13 protein-coding genes are annotated in these 19,099 nt (G+C 50.3%); 6 read left to right on the plus strand and 7 right to left on the minus strand.

The annotated features are described in order from the left end of the window. The first annotated feature begins 159 nt into the window (after positions 1–159). Positions 160–1,557, plus strand: a complete 1,398-nt coding sequence (locus Mal48_RS17720; RefSeq protein WP_145202647.1) for a sulfatase — start codon at positions 160–162, stop codon at positions 1,555–1,557. A gap of 109 nt (positions 1,558–1,666) precedes the next feature. Here the strand turns inward: Mal48_RS17720 and Mal48_RS17725 are convergent, their stop codons facing one another. Continuing rightward, the gene (locus Mal48_RS17725) at positions 1,667–3,424 is read right to left on the minus strand and encodes a serine/threonine-protein kinase (protein WP_197441801.1); all 1,758 of its coding nucleotides are present in this window, start codon (positions 3,422–3,424) and stop codon (positions 1,667–1,669) included. Beyond that, positions 3,399–3,995, minus strand: coding sequence for an RNA polymerase sigma factor (locus Mal48_RS17730; protein WP_197441802.1), 597 nt, complete (start codon positions 3,993–3,995; stop codon positions 3,399–3,401). The genes Mal48_RS17725 and Mal48_RS17730 overlap by 26 nt, the downstream gene beginning before the upstream one ends. Before the next feature lie 1,236 nt (positions 3,996–5,231). On the opposite strand from Mal48_RS17730, the gene Mal48_RS17735 reads away from it, so the two are divergent. Continuing rightward, the gene (locus tag Mal48_RS17735; protein ID WP_145202657.1) at positions 5,232–6,515 is read left to right on the plus strand and encodes a PQQ-binding-like beta-propeller repeat protein; all 1,284 of its coding nucleotides are present in this window, start codon (positions 5,232–5,234) and stop codon (positions 6,513–6,515) included. 194 nt (positions 6,516–6,709) lie between these two features. Here the strand turns inward: Mal48_RS17735 and Mal48_RS17740 are convergent, their stop codons facing one another. Together Mal48_RS17740 and Mal48_RS17745 are read right to left on the minus strand one after the other, a co-directional pair. Further along, complete coding sequence (locus Mal48_RS17740) at positions 6,710–7,519, minus strand: hypothetical protein (RefSeq protein WP_145202660.1); 810 nt, start codon at positions 7,517–7,519, stop codon at positions 6,710–6,712. A 455-nt stretch (positions 7,520–7,974) separates the two neighbouring features. Next, positions 7,975–10,419 carry a hypothetical protein gene (locus tag Mal48_RS17745; protein WP_145202663.1) on the minus strand — a complete coding sequence of 815 codons (2,445 nt, stop codon included), beginning with the start codon at positions 10,417–10,419 and terminating at the stop codon, positions 7,975–7,977. Positions 10,420–10,760: 341 nt separating this feature from the next. Between Mal48_RS17745 and sppA the strand changes: the two genes are divergently transcribed. The 4 genes from sppA (at position 10,761) to Mal48_RS17765 (ending at position 16,264) form a co-directional block, all read left to right on the plus strand. Next, complete coding sequence (sppA, locus tag Mal48_RS17750; RefSeq protein WP_145202666.1) at positions 10,761–11,792, plus strand: signal peptide peptidase SppA; 1,032 nt, start codon at positions 10,761–10,763, stop codon at positions 11,790–11,792. Positions 11,793–12,065: 273 nt separating this feature from the next. Next, positions 12,066–12,989: a tRNA pseudouridine(55) synthase TruB gene (truB, locus tag Mal48_RS17755; protein WP_145202669.1), complete on the plus strand. Its 924-nt coding sequence runs from the start codon at positions 12,066–12,068 to the stop codon at positions 12,987–12,989. A gap of 36 nt (positions 12,990–13,025) precedes the next feature. After that, positions 13,026–14,147, plus strand: a complete 1,122-nt coding sequence (gene dprA / locus Mal48_RS17760) for a DNA-processing protein DprA (protein ID WP_145202672.1) — start codon at positions 13,026–13,028, stop codon at positions 14,145–14,147. A 296-nt stretch (positions 14,148–14,443) separates the two neighbouring features. Beyond that, positions 14,444–16,264 (plus strand): PQQ-binding-like beta-propeller repeat protein, encoded by a 1,821-nt coding sequence (locus Mal48_RS17765; RefSeq protein ID WP_145202675.1) that lies wholly within the window; start codon positions 14,444–14,446, stop codon positions 16,262–16,264. 476 nt (positions 16,265–16,740) lie between these two features. Here the strand turns inward: Mal48_RS17765 and Mal48_RS17775 are convergent, their stop codons facing one another. The 3 genes from Mal48_RS17775 to rpsK form a co-directional block, all read right to left on the minus strand. Continuing rightward, positions 16,741–17,457 carry a bL17 family ribosomal protein gene (locus Mal48_RS17775; RefSeq protein ID WP_145202681.1) on the minus strand — a complete coding sequence of 239 codons (717 nt, stop codon included), beginning with the start codon at positions 17,455–17,457 and terminating at the stop codon, positions 16,741–16,743. Between the two features lie 126 nt (positions 17,458–17,583). After that, on the minus strand, positions 17,584–18,594 hold the full coding sequence (locus Mal48_RS17780) for a DNA-directed RNA polymerase subunit alpha (protein WP_145202684.1): 1,011 nt from the start codon (positions 18,592–18,594) through the stop codon (positions 17,584–17,586). Between the two features lie 100 nt (positions 18,595–18,694). Further along, the gene (gene rpsK / locus Mal48_RS17785; RefSeq protein ID WP_145202687.1) at positions 18,695–19,078 is read right to left on the minus strand and encodes a 30S ribosomal protein S11; all 384 of its coding nucleotides are present in this window, start codon (positions 19,076–19,078) and stop codon (positions 18,695–18,697) included. Positions 19,079–19,099: the final 21 nt, after the last annotated feature.

Raw genomic sequence — 19,099 nt, forward strand, 5'->3', positions numbered from 1 at the left:
GGTTGGCAATAAGACTGATCTGAGGCTGAAAGAAAACTCAGAATAACCGACTCAAACACCAATCAACAACTCGCAGAAGTGCCGTTCTCAATTGAATTCATTAAGATTACTCAGTCGATTTCGCTCTGATCATCCAACAATCTCTTGGAAATCTCCACCATGACACGCCTCTTCTGCATCGTGTTTCTGTTGTTTTTTGGGGGCCTTGCATCTTGCGAAGGAACTGAGAAACCCAACATTGTTTTTTTCTTTATTGACGATTTAGGGTGGGCCGACGTTGGCTTTATGGGGAGCGAATTCTACGAGACACCCAACATTGACAAGCTCGCTGCCGAGTCGATGATCTTTACGGATGCTTATGCCAACGCCCCCAATTGTGCTCCCAGTCGAGCATGCTTGATGTCCGGGAAGTATCCTCCACGACACGGAATCTATACCGTGGGCGATCCTCGGCGAGGAAATCACAAACACCGTAAACTGGAACCGATAGGGAATGAAACAGTGCTTGCCGAAGAGTTCGTGACCATCGCTGAAGCGTTGAAAACAAATGGCTACACGACTGCCACAATGGGAAAGTGGCATCTCGGAAAAGATCCGACCACTCAAGGTTTTGACGTCAACATCGCTGGTCGCGAGTGGGGCAGTCCCAGTGGTGGCGGATATCACAGCCCGTATCAATACCCGAACTTGTCTCAAAAAAAAGCAGGGGAATATCTCACAAATCGGCTGACTGACGAAGCGTGTCGCTTCATCGAGTCGAACAAGGAAAAGCCTTTCTTTCTGTACCTGACTCACTATGCCGTCCACACACCGATTCAGGCAGAAGAGAACTTAAGACAGAAATACGATCAAAAAACACCTGGGAAGCATCAGAAAAACTCGAAGTACGCCGCCATGGTCGAGAGCGTCGACAACAGTGTCGGACAAGTGATGAGGAAACTGAATGAACTCTCACTGACAAAGAACACGATTGTGATTTTCTACTCTGATAACGGAGGGCATTCAGGAGCAACCTCGAACCATCCACTCAGAGGAGCCAAAGGCATGCTCTACGAGGGTGGAATCCGCGAGCCGTTTCTCTGTCGCTGGGATGGTGTCACAAAACCTGGTTCTCGTTGTGATGAACCGATCATCGGAATCGATTTGTATCCAACATTTCTGGAGATGACAGGGACCGCAAAACCGAACGGCTACGAACTGGACGGAACAAGCATCGTCCCGTTGCTAAAGGATTCACAATCATCCCTGAATCGCGAAGCCATCTTCTGGCACTTTCCTTGTTATCTGCAAGGGAAAGGTGATCCACAAGGTGGACCATTTCGCACAACTCCAGCGGGAGCAATCCGCAAAGGGGATTGGAAATTGATTGAATGGTTTGAAACAGGCCATCGCGAGCTCTACAACCTTCGCGAAGACCTCGGTGAAAAACGGAACATGGTCGAGTCGCAACCAGAAATCGCGAACGATTTGTATCAGTCCCTGGTAAACTGGCGTGAAGCTGTACAGGCTCCAATCCCGACAGCTCCTAACCCACAGTACAGGCCATCCAGAAACTAGAACTGATCCTGATACCTGAAATTGCTCTCTCAAACATTGAGAAAAGCGGTGGTTCCAGAGGTTTTCGGACCGGTTCTAAACATTTCGGATTCCCTGAACATCTTCGACATCACTGGGATCGAATCTTGCAGATCGCCGGGTCGCGAGTGTTGAAGGACAATTGGATATCGTAGTGCATCGAAGTCCTTGGCTGCTCAAGAGCGTGCACAATCACTCCACTGATGAGTGGGGAATTCGTCAACAACGTTCGATGTGAAATCGGCCTGATCTGATGCCCGGTCGAGACGTCCCCCTCAGTCAGGATCACCCCGGAACGATCCCATTGATTTTCCTGAGTCGAAATCTTCTTCAGCTTACGACTCAGATCGAATGAAAACGCGGCATCTCCACGCCCGCCTTGATATTGAGAATCAACTGCCAAGACTGCGAAGAGTTCGTTACTGGGATGAAGCTCAACTCCGTGAAGCGATCCTTTAAGTTGGTGCTCTTTTCTGCCACCCCCAGCGACTCGGAACGCAGGAAAGAAACGAACGCCAGTCCGCTCCGACCACAAACAGAATTGAACCGATTCATTCGGTGCATCTCTAACGCTCACCTTCACGTATTTCGCATTGGTCCGGTCACTGGAACTCACTGGTGACACAGCGACCTGTGAACTCAAAGTTTGCGATTCCAAAGAAGAAAACGCTCCCGAACTGTAAACCTGCGACAAGACTCCAGTCAGACAACAGATGAGTCCAGCAGAAACCAGATAGGGAGCCTTGCGACGATTCGCCAGCAACACCAACGCTTGCAGAAAAGCAGCAGCACTCGAATACCGATGCCTCGGATCAGATCTGATTGCCTTCAAGCAAATTCGCTTCAAATCTTTATCAACTTTAAAAGCGAGATTTCCTGGCGGACTCCCGAGCCCAATGGCGTCAGAAGGTTCGGAACTCTCACGATCGACTCCAGGGGGAAAACCATAAAGAAATGCAAACAAGACCGCCCCCAGTCCGAAGACATCGGTCCGTTCACTAATCGCTGACACGGTTCTCGTAACCTGCTCCGGAGCCATGTAAGCAAGTGTGCCACCGATGATCTTTTCTGAATTCGCTGACGAACGTGGTTGAAACCATGCTGCGCCGAGATCGATGAGTTTACAGCGATCATCCTTGGTCACCATGATGTTCTCAGGCTTGATATCCAGATGCAAAATCCCATGAGCATGGATCGTTTTCACTGCCACGGCGACATCCAGAATCATCTTGTGAATCTGTCGCGATGAGAGCGGATGATCTCGAAGATAATCTTTGAGCGTACACCCTTCGACATATTCCATCACAAGATAAGGGCGTCCCGCATGGACACCGCAATCATAAATTTGTGCCACCCGTGGATGATTCACTTTAGCAAGCAGTTCACCTTCGCTAATCACTGTGTCGGCAGAGACAATATTTTCATCAATTGAAAAGCGGGCGACCTTGATGGCTACTTTTCGGTTCAGCTGAAAATCTTGTGCGAGATACACATGGCCTTGCCCGCCAGAGTTCAGCAGGCGAACAACTCGATACTTGGAAATCAAAACCTGACCAGCAAGGAGCGGAGATTGAACCGCCTCGCATTCATGTTCGGCATGACATTCCGCTTCAACAAAAAATGAGAAAGCTTCATCGGTTCGCTTATCGAAGTTGTTCTCTCTTTCGACGAATTGATCGAGATCAACGAGTTGGTAAATCTCATCAATAGACCCCCTCAAACGCTCAAACCGACTCCGACAATCGACGCAATCTTCGAGGTGGTCATAATTCTCGCCGACCTCTCCTTCAGCTGACGTGGTGACGCAATTCCATAACGCTTCTTCACTTAGGCAGCACAGGCTGGGCACAATCGGCTTCTTTCTTCAGGAAGTGAGCGGCTTCACGAACGCGAGCTGTGATCCGGGAACTGTTGACGTACACAGCGTTCTCCGTGATCTTCAATTCTTGCGCAACCAATGCAGCACTACGTTTCAACAAAACGTGCTGATGAAAACAGTTCCAGGTTGTCTCGCGCGCCTGCGTGCGAACTCGGAGTAATGCCGATGCCATAACCTGCCGATTCAGTTCTTCCTCAAACATTTCTGTCGTTTCAGCTTCATCAGGAATCAACGCCGGGTTTTCAATATTTCCTGATTGACGCGAAGACTTCCTCCACCTGTCTCTGATTTTATTTGCAGTGATCTGTGCCAGATAATTCCGGAAGCGTCCTTTACGAGCATCTTTCGAAAACCGTTGAATCGTCGCCATCATCTGCACAAAAACTTCTTGACGGATGTCGTCGACATCCTCAGGCTGCACTCCAAACCGCAGAGCCGTTTTCGTAATCACGGGTGAATAAATTGCCACAAACTCCGACCAGCTTTCGGAATCAGAAAGGTCTCGGATTTGTGCGAGTAACGAAATACGTGTCTGTGGCATCACAGCCTCTGGAGCTTTCTTTTTTGGGGGGCTTACAGACCAACCAGTAACCAGTACGTCAGCAGTGCGAGCACTTGCACAGGAGGCGGGCATCACTCTTAGGGGGATGGGCAGGGCATTCAATTTGAAGTTCAGATTCAAAAAAGTTTTACGGCTGCCCTCAACTTTTGGGCTCGACCACTTTGCAAGATCCGGATTCAAGAAAGATCGCGTTTCTTGACATCAATCGCTGAGTTCAACAACACAAGACGGAACAATCCTCTAGGGCATCTTTCGAATTGGTTTGCAGGTTCTGCCTCGTGGTGAACGGCATTTTTACTAGAGAAATGCGTTCTTCACGGGCACACGGTAGAGCAAATTGCTCTAGTTGCTCCCGGCTCTCACCCGGCGCCGAATTGGAATTTCATATAATCATGGGCTCACAAGCCTTAACAGGACATTCCCTAACGGGACACTGTGTGTACTCAGTAGTTTTGAATTCCTTTCAGCTTTCCTTTCAAAATTATTTCCAGACTCGACACCACATCACCTCCAGCTCCGAATAAACCCCCGAAGCTCCCTAGATTACATTCGTGATCCTCCCGCCCGAGCTGAGCACTTTCACGACTCCACAGACTGCTCGCCCCGAAGCAAAATGCGAAGACTGATATTGCAACTGCTCTAGAATTAAAGTGCGCCCTGAATTTGCAGAATGCAAACGGTTCCTGCAGGATGCGACAGAGATTTACGGTCCAGATGTGGGCGGTTTGCGTTACGAAATCCTGAGTGACTTCACTCATCGTGACGACCGGGCAATTCATACGAGATAGACCGCTCGCAGCCTTCACCAAGCTTTCCAGCCCAGTTCCGTTTGCCTAACCCGTTCATTTGCCTATCCCGAAGTGCCGCTTCAACGTGCACCGCAGCCGACAATTGTGAGTGCGGCGACTCATCGGAAAACCAAAAACAATCCTCTTCTATCCTCCGATTTGCAAATTACGCCCCACTTCACAGGTAAAAACGCAAAGCCTGAGAATGAAAATTTCTGCCGGACATATCGAACGATCCATTGACGTTCTCCGTTGAGAATCCGAAACTCTCTAGAACCAATCCTGAAACCTGAACTTGCTCTCCCAAACACTGAGCGAGTCAATCCTTCCAATAGACTCCGGACTGGTTTTAAATTAATCCTCACTCGAAACGCAGCGAAGTTGTCTGCGTTGACCTGCCACTTCCAGCGATCAGATAGGCGAACTGATGTTGCGTTCTCTCCAATCACTCCTCACCTGCATCCTCACAGTGACATGCGTACAAGTCTCATTCGCTGCTAAACCGGATGGAGACTGGCCCACCTTTCGCGGTCCCGCACGGACAGCTGTTTCCCCTGACCAAAACTTACTGACAAGCTGGCCAGAGTCTGGTCCGAAACTCTTGTGGGAAACCGATGGCCTCGGTCGAGGCTATTCGAGTCTTGCCATCGCTGATGGTCGCATCTATACGATGGGCGACACCATCCCCGGTGAGAGAAACGATGATGAATTTCTGTTTTGCTTCGACCAACAAACCGGAGAGCAACTCTGGAAGTTAAGAACTGGCCCCGCCTGGACAAACGGAAAAGAGTCGTGGCAAAGTTCACGCAGTACGCCGACCGTTGATAAGGATCGCGTGTACGTGCTCACCGCACACGGCAAGCTGATCTGCGCCACCGTCGAAGGCAGAAAAGTCTGGAACAAGGATCTCAAAAAAGAGTTCAACGGAAAGAAGGCTGATAGCTGGGGATACAGCGAATCAGTATTGATCGACGGAGACACGCTGGTCGTAACTCCCGGTGGCACGAAGAATACGATGGTCGCTCTGAACAAGATGAACGGAAGAGTCATTTGGACGACCGTCCGTGACGGAGATCGTGGAGCTGGCCATGCCTCAACACTGATCACAAATATCGGCGGAACAAAAGTCTACGTGACGACCACCGGCAGCGGAGCGATGGGCGTGCGTGCCGAGGATGGCAAACTCCTCTGGAGTTATGAAATCGATAAAACAACCGCTGTCATTCCGACGCCAATTGTCCGTGACGACCTTGTCTTCTTTACAGCCGGTTACAACCGTGGGGGAGCTCTCTTGAAACAGGTCCCTGGCAAAGAGGGTGAAGTTACGGTCGAGGAGATCTATCCCATCACTCCCCATCTTGCCAACAAGCATGGTGGAGTCATTCTCGTCGGGGACTCACTCTATGGCGATTCTGACGACAAAGGAATTCCATTCTGTGCGGATTTGATGACTGGAGAGATTCGCTGGAAAGCACGCGGTTCGGGAAGAAACTCAGCCTCCATGGCTGCTGCCGATGGACACATCTACATTCGATACACCGACGGCACAATGACACTCGCCAAGGCATCACCGGAGAAGTTCGAAGAAGTTGGAAGTTTCGAAGTCCCCGGAAGCGGAAGCCGTCCAAGTTGGTCACACCCCGTCATCACCGGCGGCAAACTCTACCTTCGCGAAGGCAACAAACTACTCAGCTACGACCTGCGTGACTGATTCACGAATTGAGAACATCAGGGTCCGCTTTGCTGACCCTGATGTCTCGTTCTCCAAAACTTCTGATGCCATTATTAATAAACAACTCCCGGTGTTCACATCCCCAGAACATCGGGAGTTCGGTGTTTTCAAACGGAAGCAAACTCAATCCGGCCCGCACAGCGGTCCCTACTTTCGCTAGATCTATGCAATTATCATTTTAGCCATCCCATTTCAATAATTCCCAATAGAGCCATGGCGGCTACAGTCTGATTCGTAAACAATCGTCTGTTCTGTTCAGGATCTGGATCACGCCTCGTTGCAACATCGATGTACTCAACCAATTCTTGAGCATACGGTTTCATGTCATCAACAGAGTCTATTGAATTCTGAATTCGAGGCACGAATTTTTCGTTCTGCCACATGGCTGCAACAAAATCAGAACAAGTTGCGAGCTTGTCAGGATGATTGCTACCCTGCCAATCGAGTGCAGATTTCTTATGAAGTGTGCCTCCTTCGTACCACTTCCGTGATTTGGAGTTCTCAGAGTTCATCAAATTCGAATCATCTAAGTAGCCCGGCCTCAAATCAGTGGCGTCAGAGAAATTAAACTCACGACCTCTATCATTTACATTTCCCAGCCCACCACAACACAAAAAAAGGATCGCACTGACCGCAAACATAACGGCACACCCCATCGTCGCGGGATGCGTTCTCTGTTTCATTGATGCACCACAGTGCGGGCAATTTTTTACTCGAGTGCTGACCTTGCCATCGCAATCTTTGCATTTCGTCAAAGCCAAGGTAAGTCGCTCTTGAGATTGACTGTTTCGGGTTTGTGGATGACTATTGCCATGCTCCCCATATCCTGTTCCATAAATTTCCTTCTTAGGCTGGTTGCGCCATTCTGCCAAATCCGGATCAACGAAATCCTCGATTGAAATATCACCAGCCGTACTCGAACATGAAACTGACGGTAAATTGATTCGCTGTTTGCACCCGGGGCAAGTAACCTCCTTGCCCATTAGTCGGCTCTCGACTGTCAGTTTTGCATAACATTCTGGACACGTAACTCGGAACTTCAACATAGACTGGCCCCAACTGAACAAATTAAGTTTTCATAAGACACTCCCACCTAAATAACAGGTCTATCTTCTAAAACAATTAGAATCAAGCATCCTTGCCAAGGTGGCCTTGTTTACTACCTGTAGGCTGAGTCGTGACCCAACACCGCAGAGACGCGCGGTGTTCACATCCCCAACGCATCGGGATCGCGGTTCACAAACGGAAGCAAACTCAATCCGGCCCGCACAGCGGTCCCTACCGAGTTTGGCTAATGAAGAATCCGGGTTATCGCGAATCAATAAAAAAGCCCCTGTTCGAGAATTCTCGAACAGGGGCGGCGTCTACTTTGAGTGGCGTCTCAATTCAACGCACCACAGGTGAGGCAAAGCCTCGTCAGCTTACAGACTGCATTATCCTAAAGGGCAGTCAAGTGGCTACTTGGAGCAGCCACGAAAGTTTCCATCGTCTCCACACTTGTGAACAAGTAGAGGCGACCTTTGTACCAGACGGCATGGTCGAGCGAACCTTCTTGCTCTTCACCGGTCAAGCTTAGGTGAATCACGTCGCTGCCATGAATCGCTGGGGCGTATTTCTCTGGGTTTGCAATGAATGCCTGCAAGGCTTCATTTGACGAAAAGCGATATTCTTTACCATTGAATGTGGCTGAGAATTCATCACTCACATCAACGAGATCACGAGAATCTCGCAGCTTCACAGGGCAGAAACCTTTCAAACCGGTCATCCCTTTGCGAGAGGCAATCAGTTCCATCTTCGATTGCCGTCCACTCACTTTTGGCTTCTCTGGTGGCTGAGCCACTTTCGTTTCTGGGGCTGTCAACTTCGGTGCTTGAAGTCGAGGGGCTTCTTTCGACTGAGTCAGTTTTGGCTCAGGGAATTCAGGAGCTTGAAGCTTCGTTTCGACAGCTACCTTTTGCTCTGTTGCACTCCCTTCAGCCTTCTCCATGCTTTTCGCGAACGGATTTGATTCAACTGGAGCTTTCGCGGCGACTTCAGCCTCTTTCACTTCGTCTTTCTCCATCTTGGAGAGCTCACTGATCTCTCCAGGTGCAGGAAGCAAAGGAAGTTCTGGCATTGACGGGGCGAGTGCTAACTGACTCTTGCTTTCCGGCTCTGAAGCTGGCAAATCGGGGAGCATCGGAAGCTCTTCAGCACTTGGCTCGGCGGGTGCAGGGACTTTAGCCTTCAGGAACAAATCTCCCTCAAGAGCCAACCCTGTATAAGGAGTTTCCGTGGACTGACTTTCATCTTCATCTGGTGAAGCTGGAAGTGCGACCTGCTCCATTCCTGTAGATGGTGAATCGTTCGACTGAGCAATTTCGACAGTCTCTTCATCAGAATTGACATTCTGCTTCACATCATCCGGGAAAGGATTCGCAAGTGGATCGACCGATTCCAACGGTTCCGTACTTGCAGTTGCAGGTGCAGGTGCAGCTTTCGGAGTTGCTGTGAGTGCTGGAATTTCCATCACCTCAGGAACAGGAACCTCTAGAATCGTGGCTGGTGGGACCATAGGAATCTCTTTGGTCTCAGCAACTTTCTTCTCGACTTGAGGAGCCGGCTGGACAGCCATTTCCAGCTTTGGAAGTTTCGCTTCCGACTTCGGAGCCTGCAAAGATCGAGAGGTCGTGCCTGATTGTTTCTTTTCGGTAATCTGAATCGTAATTGGTGATTCTTCAGGAACCGTTTTCACAACACTTTTCTGGGCAGAAGCCTCAGACTGCGGACCTTCCATAATCGCTTTCAGCTCAGGAAAACTTTGAGCTGCTGGTTCTAAAGCAGCAGTTTGCGGCCTGGCTGGTTGCTTCGGGACCGAGACAATTTCATCACCCGAGCCCGGCATTGGAGGGATGAAACTCGAAGTCGGAACCGCTGCTGGGACGGGAGTTGGTCGACTCGACTTTGCCAACGGATGATCAACAGGACTTGCTGATTCACTCGAAGGGAATAGCCGAGGCTTAGGAGCATTTGCTGTCTTCGGAGCGACCATCGAATTCGCAGCTGGCTCTGAGGAGGCGACACCCGGAACCGGTGGCGGAACAAATGTCTTTCTTCCAGTTGGCACACTCACAATTGGAGTACTCTCACTCACGCCCGGCACCGGTGGCGGGACGAACTTCCCTGGTTTATGTGTTTGAACAGGAGCCATTCTCTGCGGTGGCTGACTGGGAGCCTTTGAAACAGGTGTGTATCGCATCCCCGGATCTTGAGGTGGCCCCTCAGGAATGTTGTGATCCCCCCGAAGTTTTCCGACGAATCGATCAAAGAAGGACCGTTTATTCGAACGTGTCGCTGCAGTTTGCGTCACTGTAGTTTGCGTCACTGCAGTTTGAGACACTACAGGTTGCGTCACCGCGGATTGTTGCTGCTGCTGAGTTTGAATTGCAGGCGGTTGCTGTTGAACTGCCTGTGCATACCTCTGCTGCGCCTGTGGCTTCACACCATATTGTTGCGACATGTGCTGAGCCCCTTGCGGCTGTGACATACTTTGCTGTCGAGGAGCGGGAGCGGCTTGAATTGGCTGCGTGGTCGTTTGCGTCTGCGCGCCGCCATACAAGCTTTTCACCCGATCACTTGCTGACGAAGGCTGTTGATACTGGGTTTGCACCATTTGGCCAGTTGCGGGAGAGGCGCTGTTCACTGTCGAAATCGAACGGACGTCCGAATTCGAAATTTGCAACCGAGCAGGCTCGGCCTTCTGTTGAATGACTGCCTGACGCGGTCGAGAAAAGACCGAGTCAAACGCTTCACTGGGAAGGTGAGACGCAAAAAGGGAAATTCCTGATGCGGAGGCAATCAGCAAGAAACGGGCGTCCTTGAACAGGTTCCGGGAAAGACTCATAGTGTCCTCTGCTTCCGATTCGTCAAAATCATGAAAGCCGATGACCACGCTTGGATTGTTGTTTTGAGCTGGTTTCAGATACCCTCACACAACGGGAACAAGTTCGACTTCCCGGTTGTGTCTCACACTCGCAACAAACAGTAACGTGGACGCTCAACTGATACGGATAAACGACACAGTAGTCACAGTCGTGACAACTGGTCGCTGAGAAAGGTATCGTCCGAGACAGCACCATGGTTTGACCGCACTCACAACAATCTCATTCGTTTCGACTGGAACAACGACACGAAGTGATATAAGACGAACGATTACTACCTCCACCCTAAACTGCGTGTTTTAACATGAACCAAACAGTCCTCCACAAAGGCGAAAAAGGCACTCCGACGATCATCATTCAGCAACCAGGACGCCGTTTGCTATTGATGTTCCTTCTTTTTGCCCTCGCTTTTTCCCTGATGCTCAACCTGGGATTACTTGCCAGCGTGGGGGATTTGACGAGCGATACCAACACTCCGAATGAAAAGTTCCATTCCGGCGATACCCTCGCAGATGCGAAAATTGCTCGTATCGAGGCAAACTTCATGATCATGAATCCGTACACGAATCGGATCATCAAAGCGATCAAGAAGGCAACGAAAGACGATGCAGTCAAAGGGGTGCTGTTGGTCATCGACAGCCCGGGGGGGCTCGTTTCAGACAGCCATGAGATCTACCACCAGATCAAAAAGCTTTCTGAAAAGAAGCCTGTGTTCGTCCAAATGAAGGGGATTGCCGCTTCGGGAGGCTATTACATCGCGATGGGTGCCGGACCGGATGCCCCCGTTTATGTCGAACCGACAACATGGACCGGATCAATCGGCGTGATTGTTCCACGCTACAACGTCACTGAACTGGCTGACAAAATCGGAGTGAAAGCAGACTCTCTGGCAACTGGACCGCTCAAAGATACGCTGAACCCACTGAAGGAAATGTCCGCACGCGAACGAGAAGTTTGGGATGCGATCATTCAAGATTCCTTCGATCGTTTCCTCTCTGTGATCGCTGAAAACCGCTCAAACCTGAGCCTCGAACAAGTCCGCGAACTGGCAACCGGGCAAGTTTACACTGCCAATCAGGCCATCAAGAACGGACTGGCCGATGAGATTTCGTTCGAAGAAGATTCGCTCACCAAGCTCCAGGAAAAGCTCGGTCTCAAAACCGCCAAGGTCATCGATTACACTTATCCACTTTCTTTCACGGAAAGCTTGCTCAGCGTGACCGCTCGGCAACCGGAAATCAACATCGACCCCTTCAGTAAAATCCTGGAAGCGAGCACTCCACGAGCGATGTACCTGTTCGGCTCTCAACATGGCCTGAAGTCCAACTCTTATTAGAACTGCCCCTAAAACTTGAAATCGCTCTCTCAAACGTTGAGCGAAGCAGCTATTCCAGAGGTTTTCGGACTGGTTCCAAGACTGAGCTTCAATTCATTTCGCCAAAGAGTTCTGGAGTTCAGGCTTCTTGTTCAGTTTTTACGATCGCTAAAGCATCTTTCGGATTGGTGTTCGGGTTCTGCCTCGTGGCGAGCAGCACAAGAAGTCATGAAAGTGAACTTCACGAACACGATACGCATTAAAACGCTCTAATCAGTTGAAGAATTCAGGTTGATGTTTGGAATTTTGAATCTTAACAAGCCCGCGGGGTGGACCTCGCGAGATGTCGTTAATCGTGTGAGCCGGATCGTCGGACGCAAAGTGAAATGTGGCCACGCGGGAACTCTCGACCCTTTGGCAACGGGCGTTTTACTGGTTTGTATCGGCAAGGCGACCAAGCTCGTCCCGTACATTCACGAGTTCCCAAAGTCGTATGATGGAAGCTTCCACCTCGGAAAAAAAAGTGAAACGGACGACCTCGAAGGAACACTCGAATCGGTCCCGATTCCCGAAGACCTCACCGAGGAGACAATCAAAAGCTTGCTTCCCGAGTTTCTTGGCGAAATTGAACAGGTCCCCCCTGTCTATTCCGCAGTTTGGGTCAAAGGGGAACGAGCATACGACCTTGCGCGCCGAGGAGAAACTGTTGAGCTCTCTGCCCGGAAAGTGAACATCGACCGTCTTGAGCTCTCCGAGTTTGACAACCATTCGATGACTCTCTCCATGACCTGTGGAACCGGGACCTATGTCCGCTCACTCGGTCGCGACATCGCCCGCAAAGCCGGAACGGAAGCGGTGATGTCGAGTTTGACACGAACATCGATCGGCCCCTTTACTCTCGAAGATTCCATCCCGGTCGATGAACTGGATCTAGAACGAATCCAGCAAGAACATCAGTCTCCACTGATTCTCTTCGAGGCGTTCCCAAAGTACACCGCGAACGCCGAAGAAACCCAACTGATTCGCCACGGTCGGGAAGTTTCGATTCGCCCTGAATGTCTCAGTCTGAACGCTGCCACTGATGCTGATGCTGATGCTGATGCTGATGCTGATGCTGAGAAGATAATCGTGATTGACGAACAGGGACGACTCGTCGCCATTACCGAAAATCGCAAGATGCTGCTCGCCCCACAAATGGTCTTCCCCTCGTCTGAATAACTGCTCCATTATTGGAACTCAAGAAACAGTGAGATTATGTCGGTCAACATGGATCCTGAAACTCTCGCCGCTGTCCAGCTCAACCTCACCCCAGGACTTGGACCAAGATTACAAACATTACTGCTTGACCGATTCGGATCAGCTCAAGCCATCTTTGCTGCCTCTGGACAAGATTTACTCGCTGTTCAAGGGATCGGCCCAAAGGTCTCTGCCGCGATTTCTTCTCGACGTAATCTCGAAGAAGCTCAGCAGGAATGCGCGAAAGCCAACGAACATGGCATCTCAATCCTTCCCAAAAACTCGTCACACTACCCTCGCATGCTTACTGAAACATGTGACACTCCACCAGTGTTGTACGTAAACGGCACGCTCATCGAATCCGATACTCTCGCAGTGGCGATTGTCGGTTCACGACACTGCACGCACTACGGCCGAACACAGGCAACGATACTCGCCGGAGCTCTCGCGCGAGCAGGCATCGTCGTTGTGAGTGGTTTGGCACGAGGAATCGATGCGGCAGCCCATCGCGGAGCTTTAGACGCCGGTGGCAGAACAATCGCAGTCTGTGCTCCCGGACTTCTGAAAATGTACCCACCAGAACACAAAGACTTAGCTCGCGAAATCATCAATCAAGGAGCACTCGTTTCTGAATCTCCTCTCGAACGCGGACCGCAGAAAGGGCTGTTCCCTCAGCGAAATCGTATCATCGCGGGGTTGTCGTTAGGAACCATTATCGTAGAAGCGGGGCTGCGCAGTGGATCGCTGCATACGGCGAGACATTCCATTGAACAGGGTCGAGAGGTCTTCGCAGTGCCCGGTCGCATCGACAGTGCAGCCAGCGAAGGCACACACAACCTGATCCGCGACGGAGCCCAGCTGATCCGAAACGCCAGCGATGTCATCGAGGCACTTGGCCCACTCGTCAAACCAGTGCAATCAACCCCGGAAACAACGGTTCATACTCCGCGAGAATTGAACCTCAATGAACAGGAGCGATTGGTACTGAACTTAATCGACGCCTCCCCCACCCCAATCGACCAGGTCCTCGTGAATGCTGATATGCCGCCATCGCGTGTTCTGTCCACATTAACCGTTCTGGAAATGAAACGCCTTGTTCGTCGTCTCCCGGGAAGCTGCATCGAAAGAACCCATGGGTAACAGACCACAATTCCACCCGAGACTTCACCGCTAAGGCATTCTCCGATTTGAATTTCAGGTACCGCCTCATGGTGAACAGCAAGTTGATAAGTGAAACGGATTCTCCACAGGCACGACAAGCATTAGAAAATGCTACAGACAAGCTTGAGAGTGGAACACAACAGAGATGCCGATTGCTTCATTCGAATGCAACAGGAATTTCCCTTGCTACTTGACGTTCGCTCGTCTGAATCAGATGCTTCTCTAAGAAAGCTACTGAAAAGCAACAAAACGGCTGACATGGCCGGAGATTCAACATGACCCACGATTCCACTAATCCACCTACTGAGCCGCATCCGGCGACGCCCGAAGGTCCTTCCCAAGAGAGGAGCCGATTCGGCGTTTTCCTCAAATGGATGCTCATCGTATTCCTCGTGATGCAATTGGGAATGCGACTTTTCTGGGACCCTGCAGTCGGTGTCGCGGTCGTAAACCTCATCACTTACTCACAAATTGCACTGTCGGGTCTGCTGATCATTCTCTGGTGGTTCTGCTTTTCGCCTCTTAGCCGCAAAGTCACTTTGCCCATCGGCTTACCACTGCTCATTGGCCTGATCATCTGGCTTGTATCGATCCGAAGCCCCGACTTTGACGGCGACATGGTTCTTAGCTTTAAGTATCGCTGGGAAAAATCACCACAGGAAATACTGCAAGAGTACCAACAAACCTCCGAAGTAGCCTCAACAGAAAAAATTGAACAGGTCGCACAATTTTCCCCAGAAGATGTCCCTGCCTATCGAGGGATCCACCGAGACGGAGTGGTGATCGGTCCCGAGTTGCGAACAGACTGGGAGTCCAACCCGCCGACTGAACTCTGGAGACATCCCATCGGTGGAGGCTACTCTTCGTTTTCAATCGTTGACCCCATTGTCATTACGATGGAACAACGAGGCAAGCACGAAGCTGTCGTCTCTTATGATATCGAGACAGGGAACGAGTTTTGGGAACATCGCTATCCAGCGTACTTCAACGCCCTTGGTGGCCCGGGCCCACGTTCAACACCAACAATCCACCAGAACGCCGTGTATTCATTTGGATGCTACGGCGACCTCTATTGCTTAGACTTGAAAACAGGCAAACCGAAATGGCATGTGAATGTATTGCAGCAATTTCAATTGCCGACCACAACCTGGGGAATGACCTCTTCGCCACTCATCCACAACGATCATGTGATCGTCAATATTGGAGGGTTAAAAAACCCGACCAAGTCTGCACTTGAGCAACAAGGCAACGGTCTTGTCGCATACAAACTTGACACAGGAGACTTCAGTTGGAAAAGTGAGGGATTGCCAGATCCAAATCTCGAGCTGAAAGAATTCAAAACCGGCGTCGATGCGGTTGAAGGAATTCACGGCGTCACCATCCCGGGATATTCCTCTCCAATGCTCGCAGAAATCTCCGGGCAAGAAGTCATCCTCAACTTTGATGGAGCTGGCTTCCGTGGAAACGATCCCAACACCGGAAAAGAACTCTGGTCTCGACCATTTGTCGCAGGAGACTATATCAACGTCGTCCAACCGCTCGTGCTGGATGAGAACCGCGTGATGTTTTCTGCAGGGTATGCTGCTGGCAGTGTGCTACTCGAACTCAAGTACTCTGACAACAGTTGGACGCAAAATGAAATTTGGGCATCGACACAACTTCGCAGCAAGTTCTCCAACCCTGTCTACTACAACGGCTACATCTATGGCTTGGACGAAGGAATCATGGTTTGCCTGGACCCCAAAACCGGAAAACGAAAATGGAAAGGGGGACGAACGGAACTTCGAGGCCGCTACGGACATGGACAAATGCTGCTGTGGGACGACCACATTGTCCTCCTGACAGAAAAAGGAGACTTGGTACTCATCGAACCTGATCCTGAAAGACTGATTGAAGCGAGTGTTTTAAAAGTCCTCTCCGAAGATGCCAAAACGTGGAATCCACTTGCAATAGCATACGGTAAAGCATTGGTTCGTAACGCAACTGAAATCGCTTGCTACGACCTGCGAGCAAATCCAAATGAGCCATCGCAGACGTCAGAAAATGAGGTCGCCCGTACAGAAAACAGCGAGGCAGGCAGCCAATCAGAAGAGTGACTTGTTTCGTATTGTGATACACCGATAGAGTTGCAAACCGCAACCACCGAAACAAACTGGAAGACGAAATGAAGAAAGCTAAAATTATCGCCAGTGTGATCGCCGCGTTACTTGTCCTAATTATCGTGCTTCAGAACACAGCGGTCGTAGAGACAAAAGTTCTCTTCACAACGATTTCCATGCCACGAGCGACCCTACTATTCATTACATTAGTAGTAGGATTTTTATTAGGGCTCGTCGCCGCAGGACGGTGGAGTTCACGCAAGAAGAAGTGAACAGGAAACAAACAAACAAACAAACAAACAGACAGATCTTTACGGGAAGAGAAAACCCAACGCCCTGTCGTTTGACCTGCGATGCCTGGCATGATTGAAGAAGCCCGAAGAAGCCCACTGCACAATCAAGCAACAGAGTAAGCAACAAAAAAGGCCGCGATTGCTCGCGGCCTTGATATCTCTGATGCAAGAAAGAGTTGTTTACTCTTCTTTCTTCGCTTCTTCTGAGTCTGTTTCTTCCGAGCTTGCTTCAACTTCTGGAGTCTCTTCAGAAGCTTCTGCTTCTGGTGACTCGGTTTGCTCAGTAGATTCTGATTCACCCTCAACAGATGAACCTTCATCTGCTGGCTCTTCGTCGTCAACGACTACAGGAGCAGTCTGTGTGATTTTAACACGGTCACGAACGCCGACAAATTCAATCAGAGCTTGCTCACCAGCGTCTCCGAGTCGAACTTTGGCCAAGCGGACAATCCGTGTGTAACCGCCGTTTCGGTCTGCGAATCTCTCGCCAAGCTCCGAGAACAAAATGTCGACAGCGTCTTTATCCCGAAGGAGTGCAAAAGCACGCCGACGATAATCGATCGCAGGAGCAATGGCTTGATTCCATTGATTCCACTGATCTGATCCACGCCACGACTTCCATTCAGAAGTGTTACGTTCTGCGGTAGTCGCGTACTGCTCAGCCTTCTCTTCGTGCTTTTGAGCTTTCTTAGCGAGCGTGACGAGTTTTTCAACATACGGGCGAAGTTCTTTTGCTTTCGCAACAGTGGTCACAATTCGACCTTGAACTTTAGGTGCCCCTTCGTCGCCCTCGTCGGCTCGGACGGTTTTAATCAGGCTGGCTGCCATGTTGCGAAACATGGCTCTCCGATGGCTTGCATTCCGGCCGAGTTTACGGCCACTCATTCTATGTCGCATGGGTCATCATCCAGTCGATCACTCTGTTAAGAGTGAAATTCGCCACCGTACGGCAGCAACGATCTCTGTTTCAATAAACTAGGCTGGTTGCCTGTAATCAGATTATGAATCTCGGCAGCTAACTTTTTACAGTCGGCTTCGTTCAGGAACTCGCATTCCCAAACGGAGTCCAAGTTCGGTCAGTTGCTCACGAACTTCAGTGAGAGTTGTCTCTCCGAAGTTGCGAACAGTCAGTAAGGCATCCTCAGTGCGTGAGACAAGATCACGTACAGTGTTAATACCTTCCGACTCCAAACAGTTTGTCGCACGGACAGAGAGATTCAACTCTGCCAGGCTGCGGTTGAGTTTCTCTTCCAATTCGAGATCGATTGGAGAGTACCCGGTCTGTTCGAGCATTCCTTTGAGGCCTGCCTCCGGTGGAAGTTCCGGACCAGGTTCCTGGTAGTTGATGAACGGGTTAAGGTGCTTACGAAGAATTTTCGAAGCTTCAACCAGTGCCATCTCTGGATTAACTGTTCCGTCTGTCCAGATTTCCAGTGTCAGTTTGTCGTAGTTGGTTCGTTGTCCAACACGAGTGTCTTCAACTTTATACCGCACGCGAGTCACAGGCGAAAACGCTGCGTCGAGTGGAATAATTCCCAACTCAGGGCTGTTCTCGTATGCCTCTTTTGCAGAGACATAACCACGACCATTTTCGACGGTCAGTTCCATGCTCAGTGGAACATCGTCGGTCATTGTCGCAATGATCAAATCTTTATTGATCACTTCAACCTGATCATCGGTAATAACGTCCGCACCCGTGACTACTCCTCGCTCGTGTTTTTCGATTCGAAGAGTTTTATTGGTGCTGCTATGATTTTTGACAACCAGAGACTTCAGGTTCAAGCAAATATCAGTGATGTCTTCAACCACACCGGGAATGGTGGTGAACTCATGCTGAACACTTGCGATCTTCACTCTGCTGACGGCACTTCCTTCAAGACTCGAAAGTAGAATACGCCGTAAGCTGTTCGCGAGTGTGTGACCGAACCCACGCTCGAATGGCTCTGCAGTAAAGCAGCCATACATGTTCGTATAGGTGTCGCGATCAGCAACAACACGACTTGGAAGCTCGAGATTTCTCCAACGGATTCGCACCGTGCAGTCTCCTGTTCAAAGATTAAGCCAATAAACGAAACGACAACTTTGACTTCGATATCGATCCACCGACAACAAATCCGGTGAGATCACTACTTCGTCAAACTCGGCGACGCTTACGAGGTCGGCAACCGTTATGGGGAAGTGGGGTCACGTCTTCAATCGCCTTGATTGAAATTCCGCCGACCTGTAGCCCGGTGATCGCACTTTCGCGACCTGAACCAGGACCTTTCACTTTGACTTCAAGTTCACGAATCCCATACTTACGAGCACGGTCCGCACAAGTTTCAGCAGCTCGTTGAGCAGCGAAAGGAGTGCTCTTTCGAGATCCTTTGAATCCAACTGTCCCAGCAGACGCCCAGCACAATACATCCCCGTTCGTATCCGAAATGGAGATTAGAGTGTTGTTGAATGTCGCTTTGACATGTGCAATTCCGCGATTGACATTGCGTCGCGTACGCTTTTTCTGTTTGGCCTTGGCCACGGACAGAACTCCCCAAGCAAA

Source organism: Thalassoglobus polymorphus (assembly GCF_007744255.1).
Classification (GTDB): Bacteria; Planctomycetota; Planctomycetia; order Planctomycetales; family Planctomycetaceae; genus Thalassoglobus; species Thalassoglobus polymorphus.

Bases quoted from the DNA above. Each gene is read 5' to 3' on its own strand.
- Mal48_RS17775 (WP_145202681.1), bottom strand. From the start codon at position 17,457: ATGCGACATAGAATGAGTGGCCGTAAACTCGGCCGGAATGCAAGCCAT.
- Mal48_RS17720 (WP_145202647.1), top strand. From the start codon at position 160: ATGACACGCCTCTTCTGCATCGTGTTTCTGTTGTTTTTTGGGGGCCTT.
- sppA (WP_145202666.1), top strand. From the start codon at position 10,761: ATGAACCAAACAGTCCTCCACAAAGGCGAAAAAGGCACTCCGACGATC.
- Mal48_RS17765 (WP_145202675.1), top strand. From the start codon at position 14,444: ATGACCCACGATTCCACTAATCCACCTACTGAGCCGCATCCGGCGACG.
- dprA (WP_145202672.1), top strand. From the start codon at position 13,026: ATGTCGGTCAACATGGATCCTGAAACTCTCGCCGCTGTCCAGCTCAAC.
- Mal48_RS17730 (WP_197441802.1), bottom strand. From the start codon at position 3,995: ATGCCACAGACACGTATTTCGTTACTCGCACAAATCCGAGACCTTTCT.
- Mal48_RS17745 (WP_145202663.1), bottom strand. From the start codon at position 10,419: ATGAGTCTTTCCCGGAACCTGTTCAAGGACGCCCGTTTCTTGCTGATT.
- truB (WP_145202669.1), top strand. From the start codon at position 12,066: ATGTTTGGAATTTTGAATCTTAACAAGCCCGCGGGGTGGACCTCGCGA.
- Mal48_RS17740 (WP_145202660.1), bottom strand. From the start codon at position 7,519: ATGGGCAAGGAGGTTACTTGCCCCGGGTGCAAACAGCGAATCAATTTA.
- Mal48_RS17735 (WP_145202657.1), top strand. From the start codon at position 5,232: ATGTTGCGTTCTCTCCAATCACTCCTCACCTGCATCCTCACAGTGACA.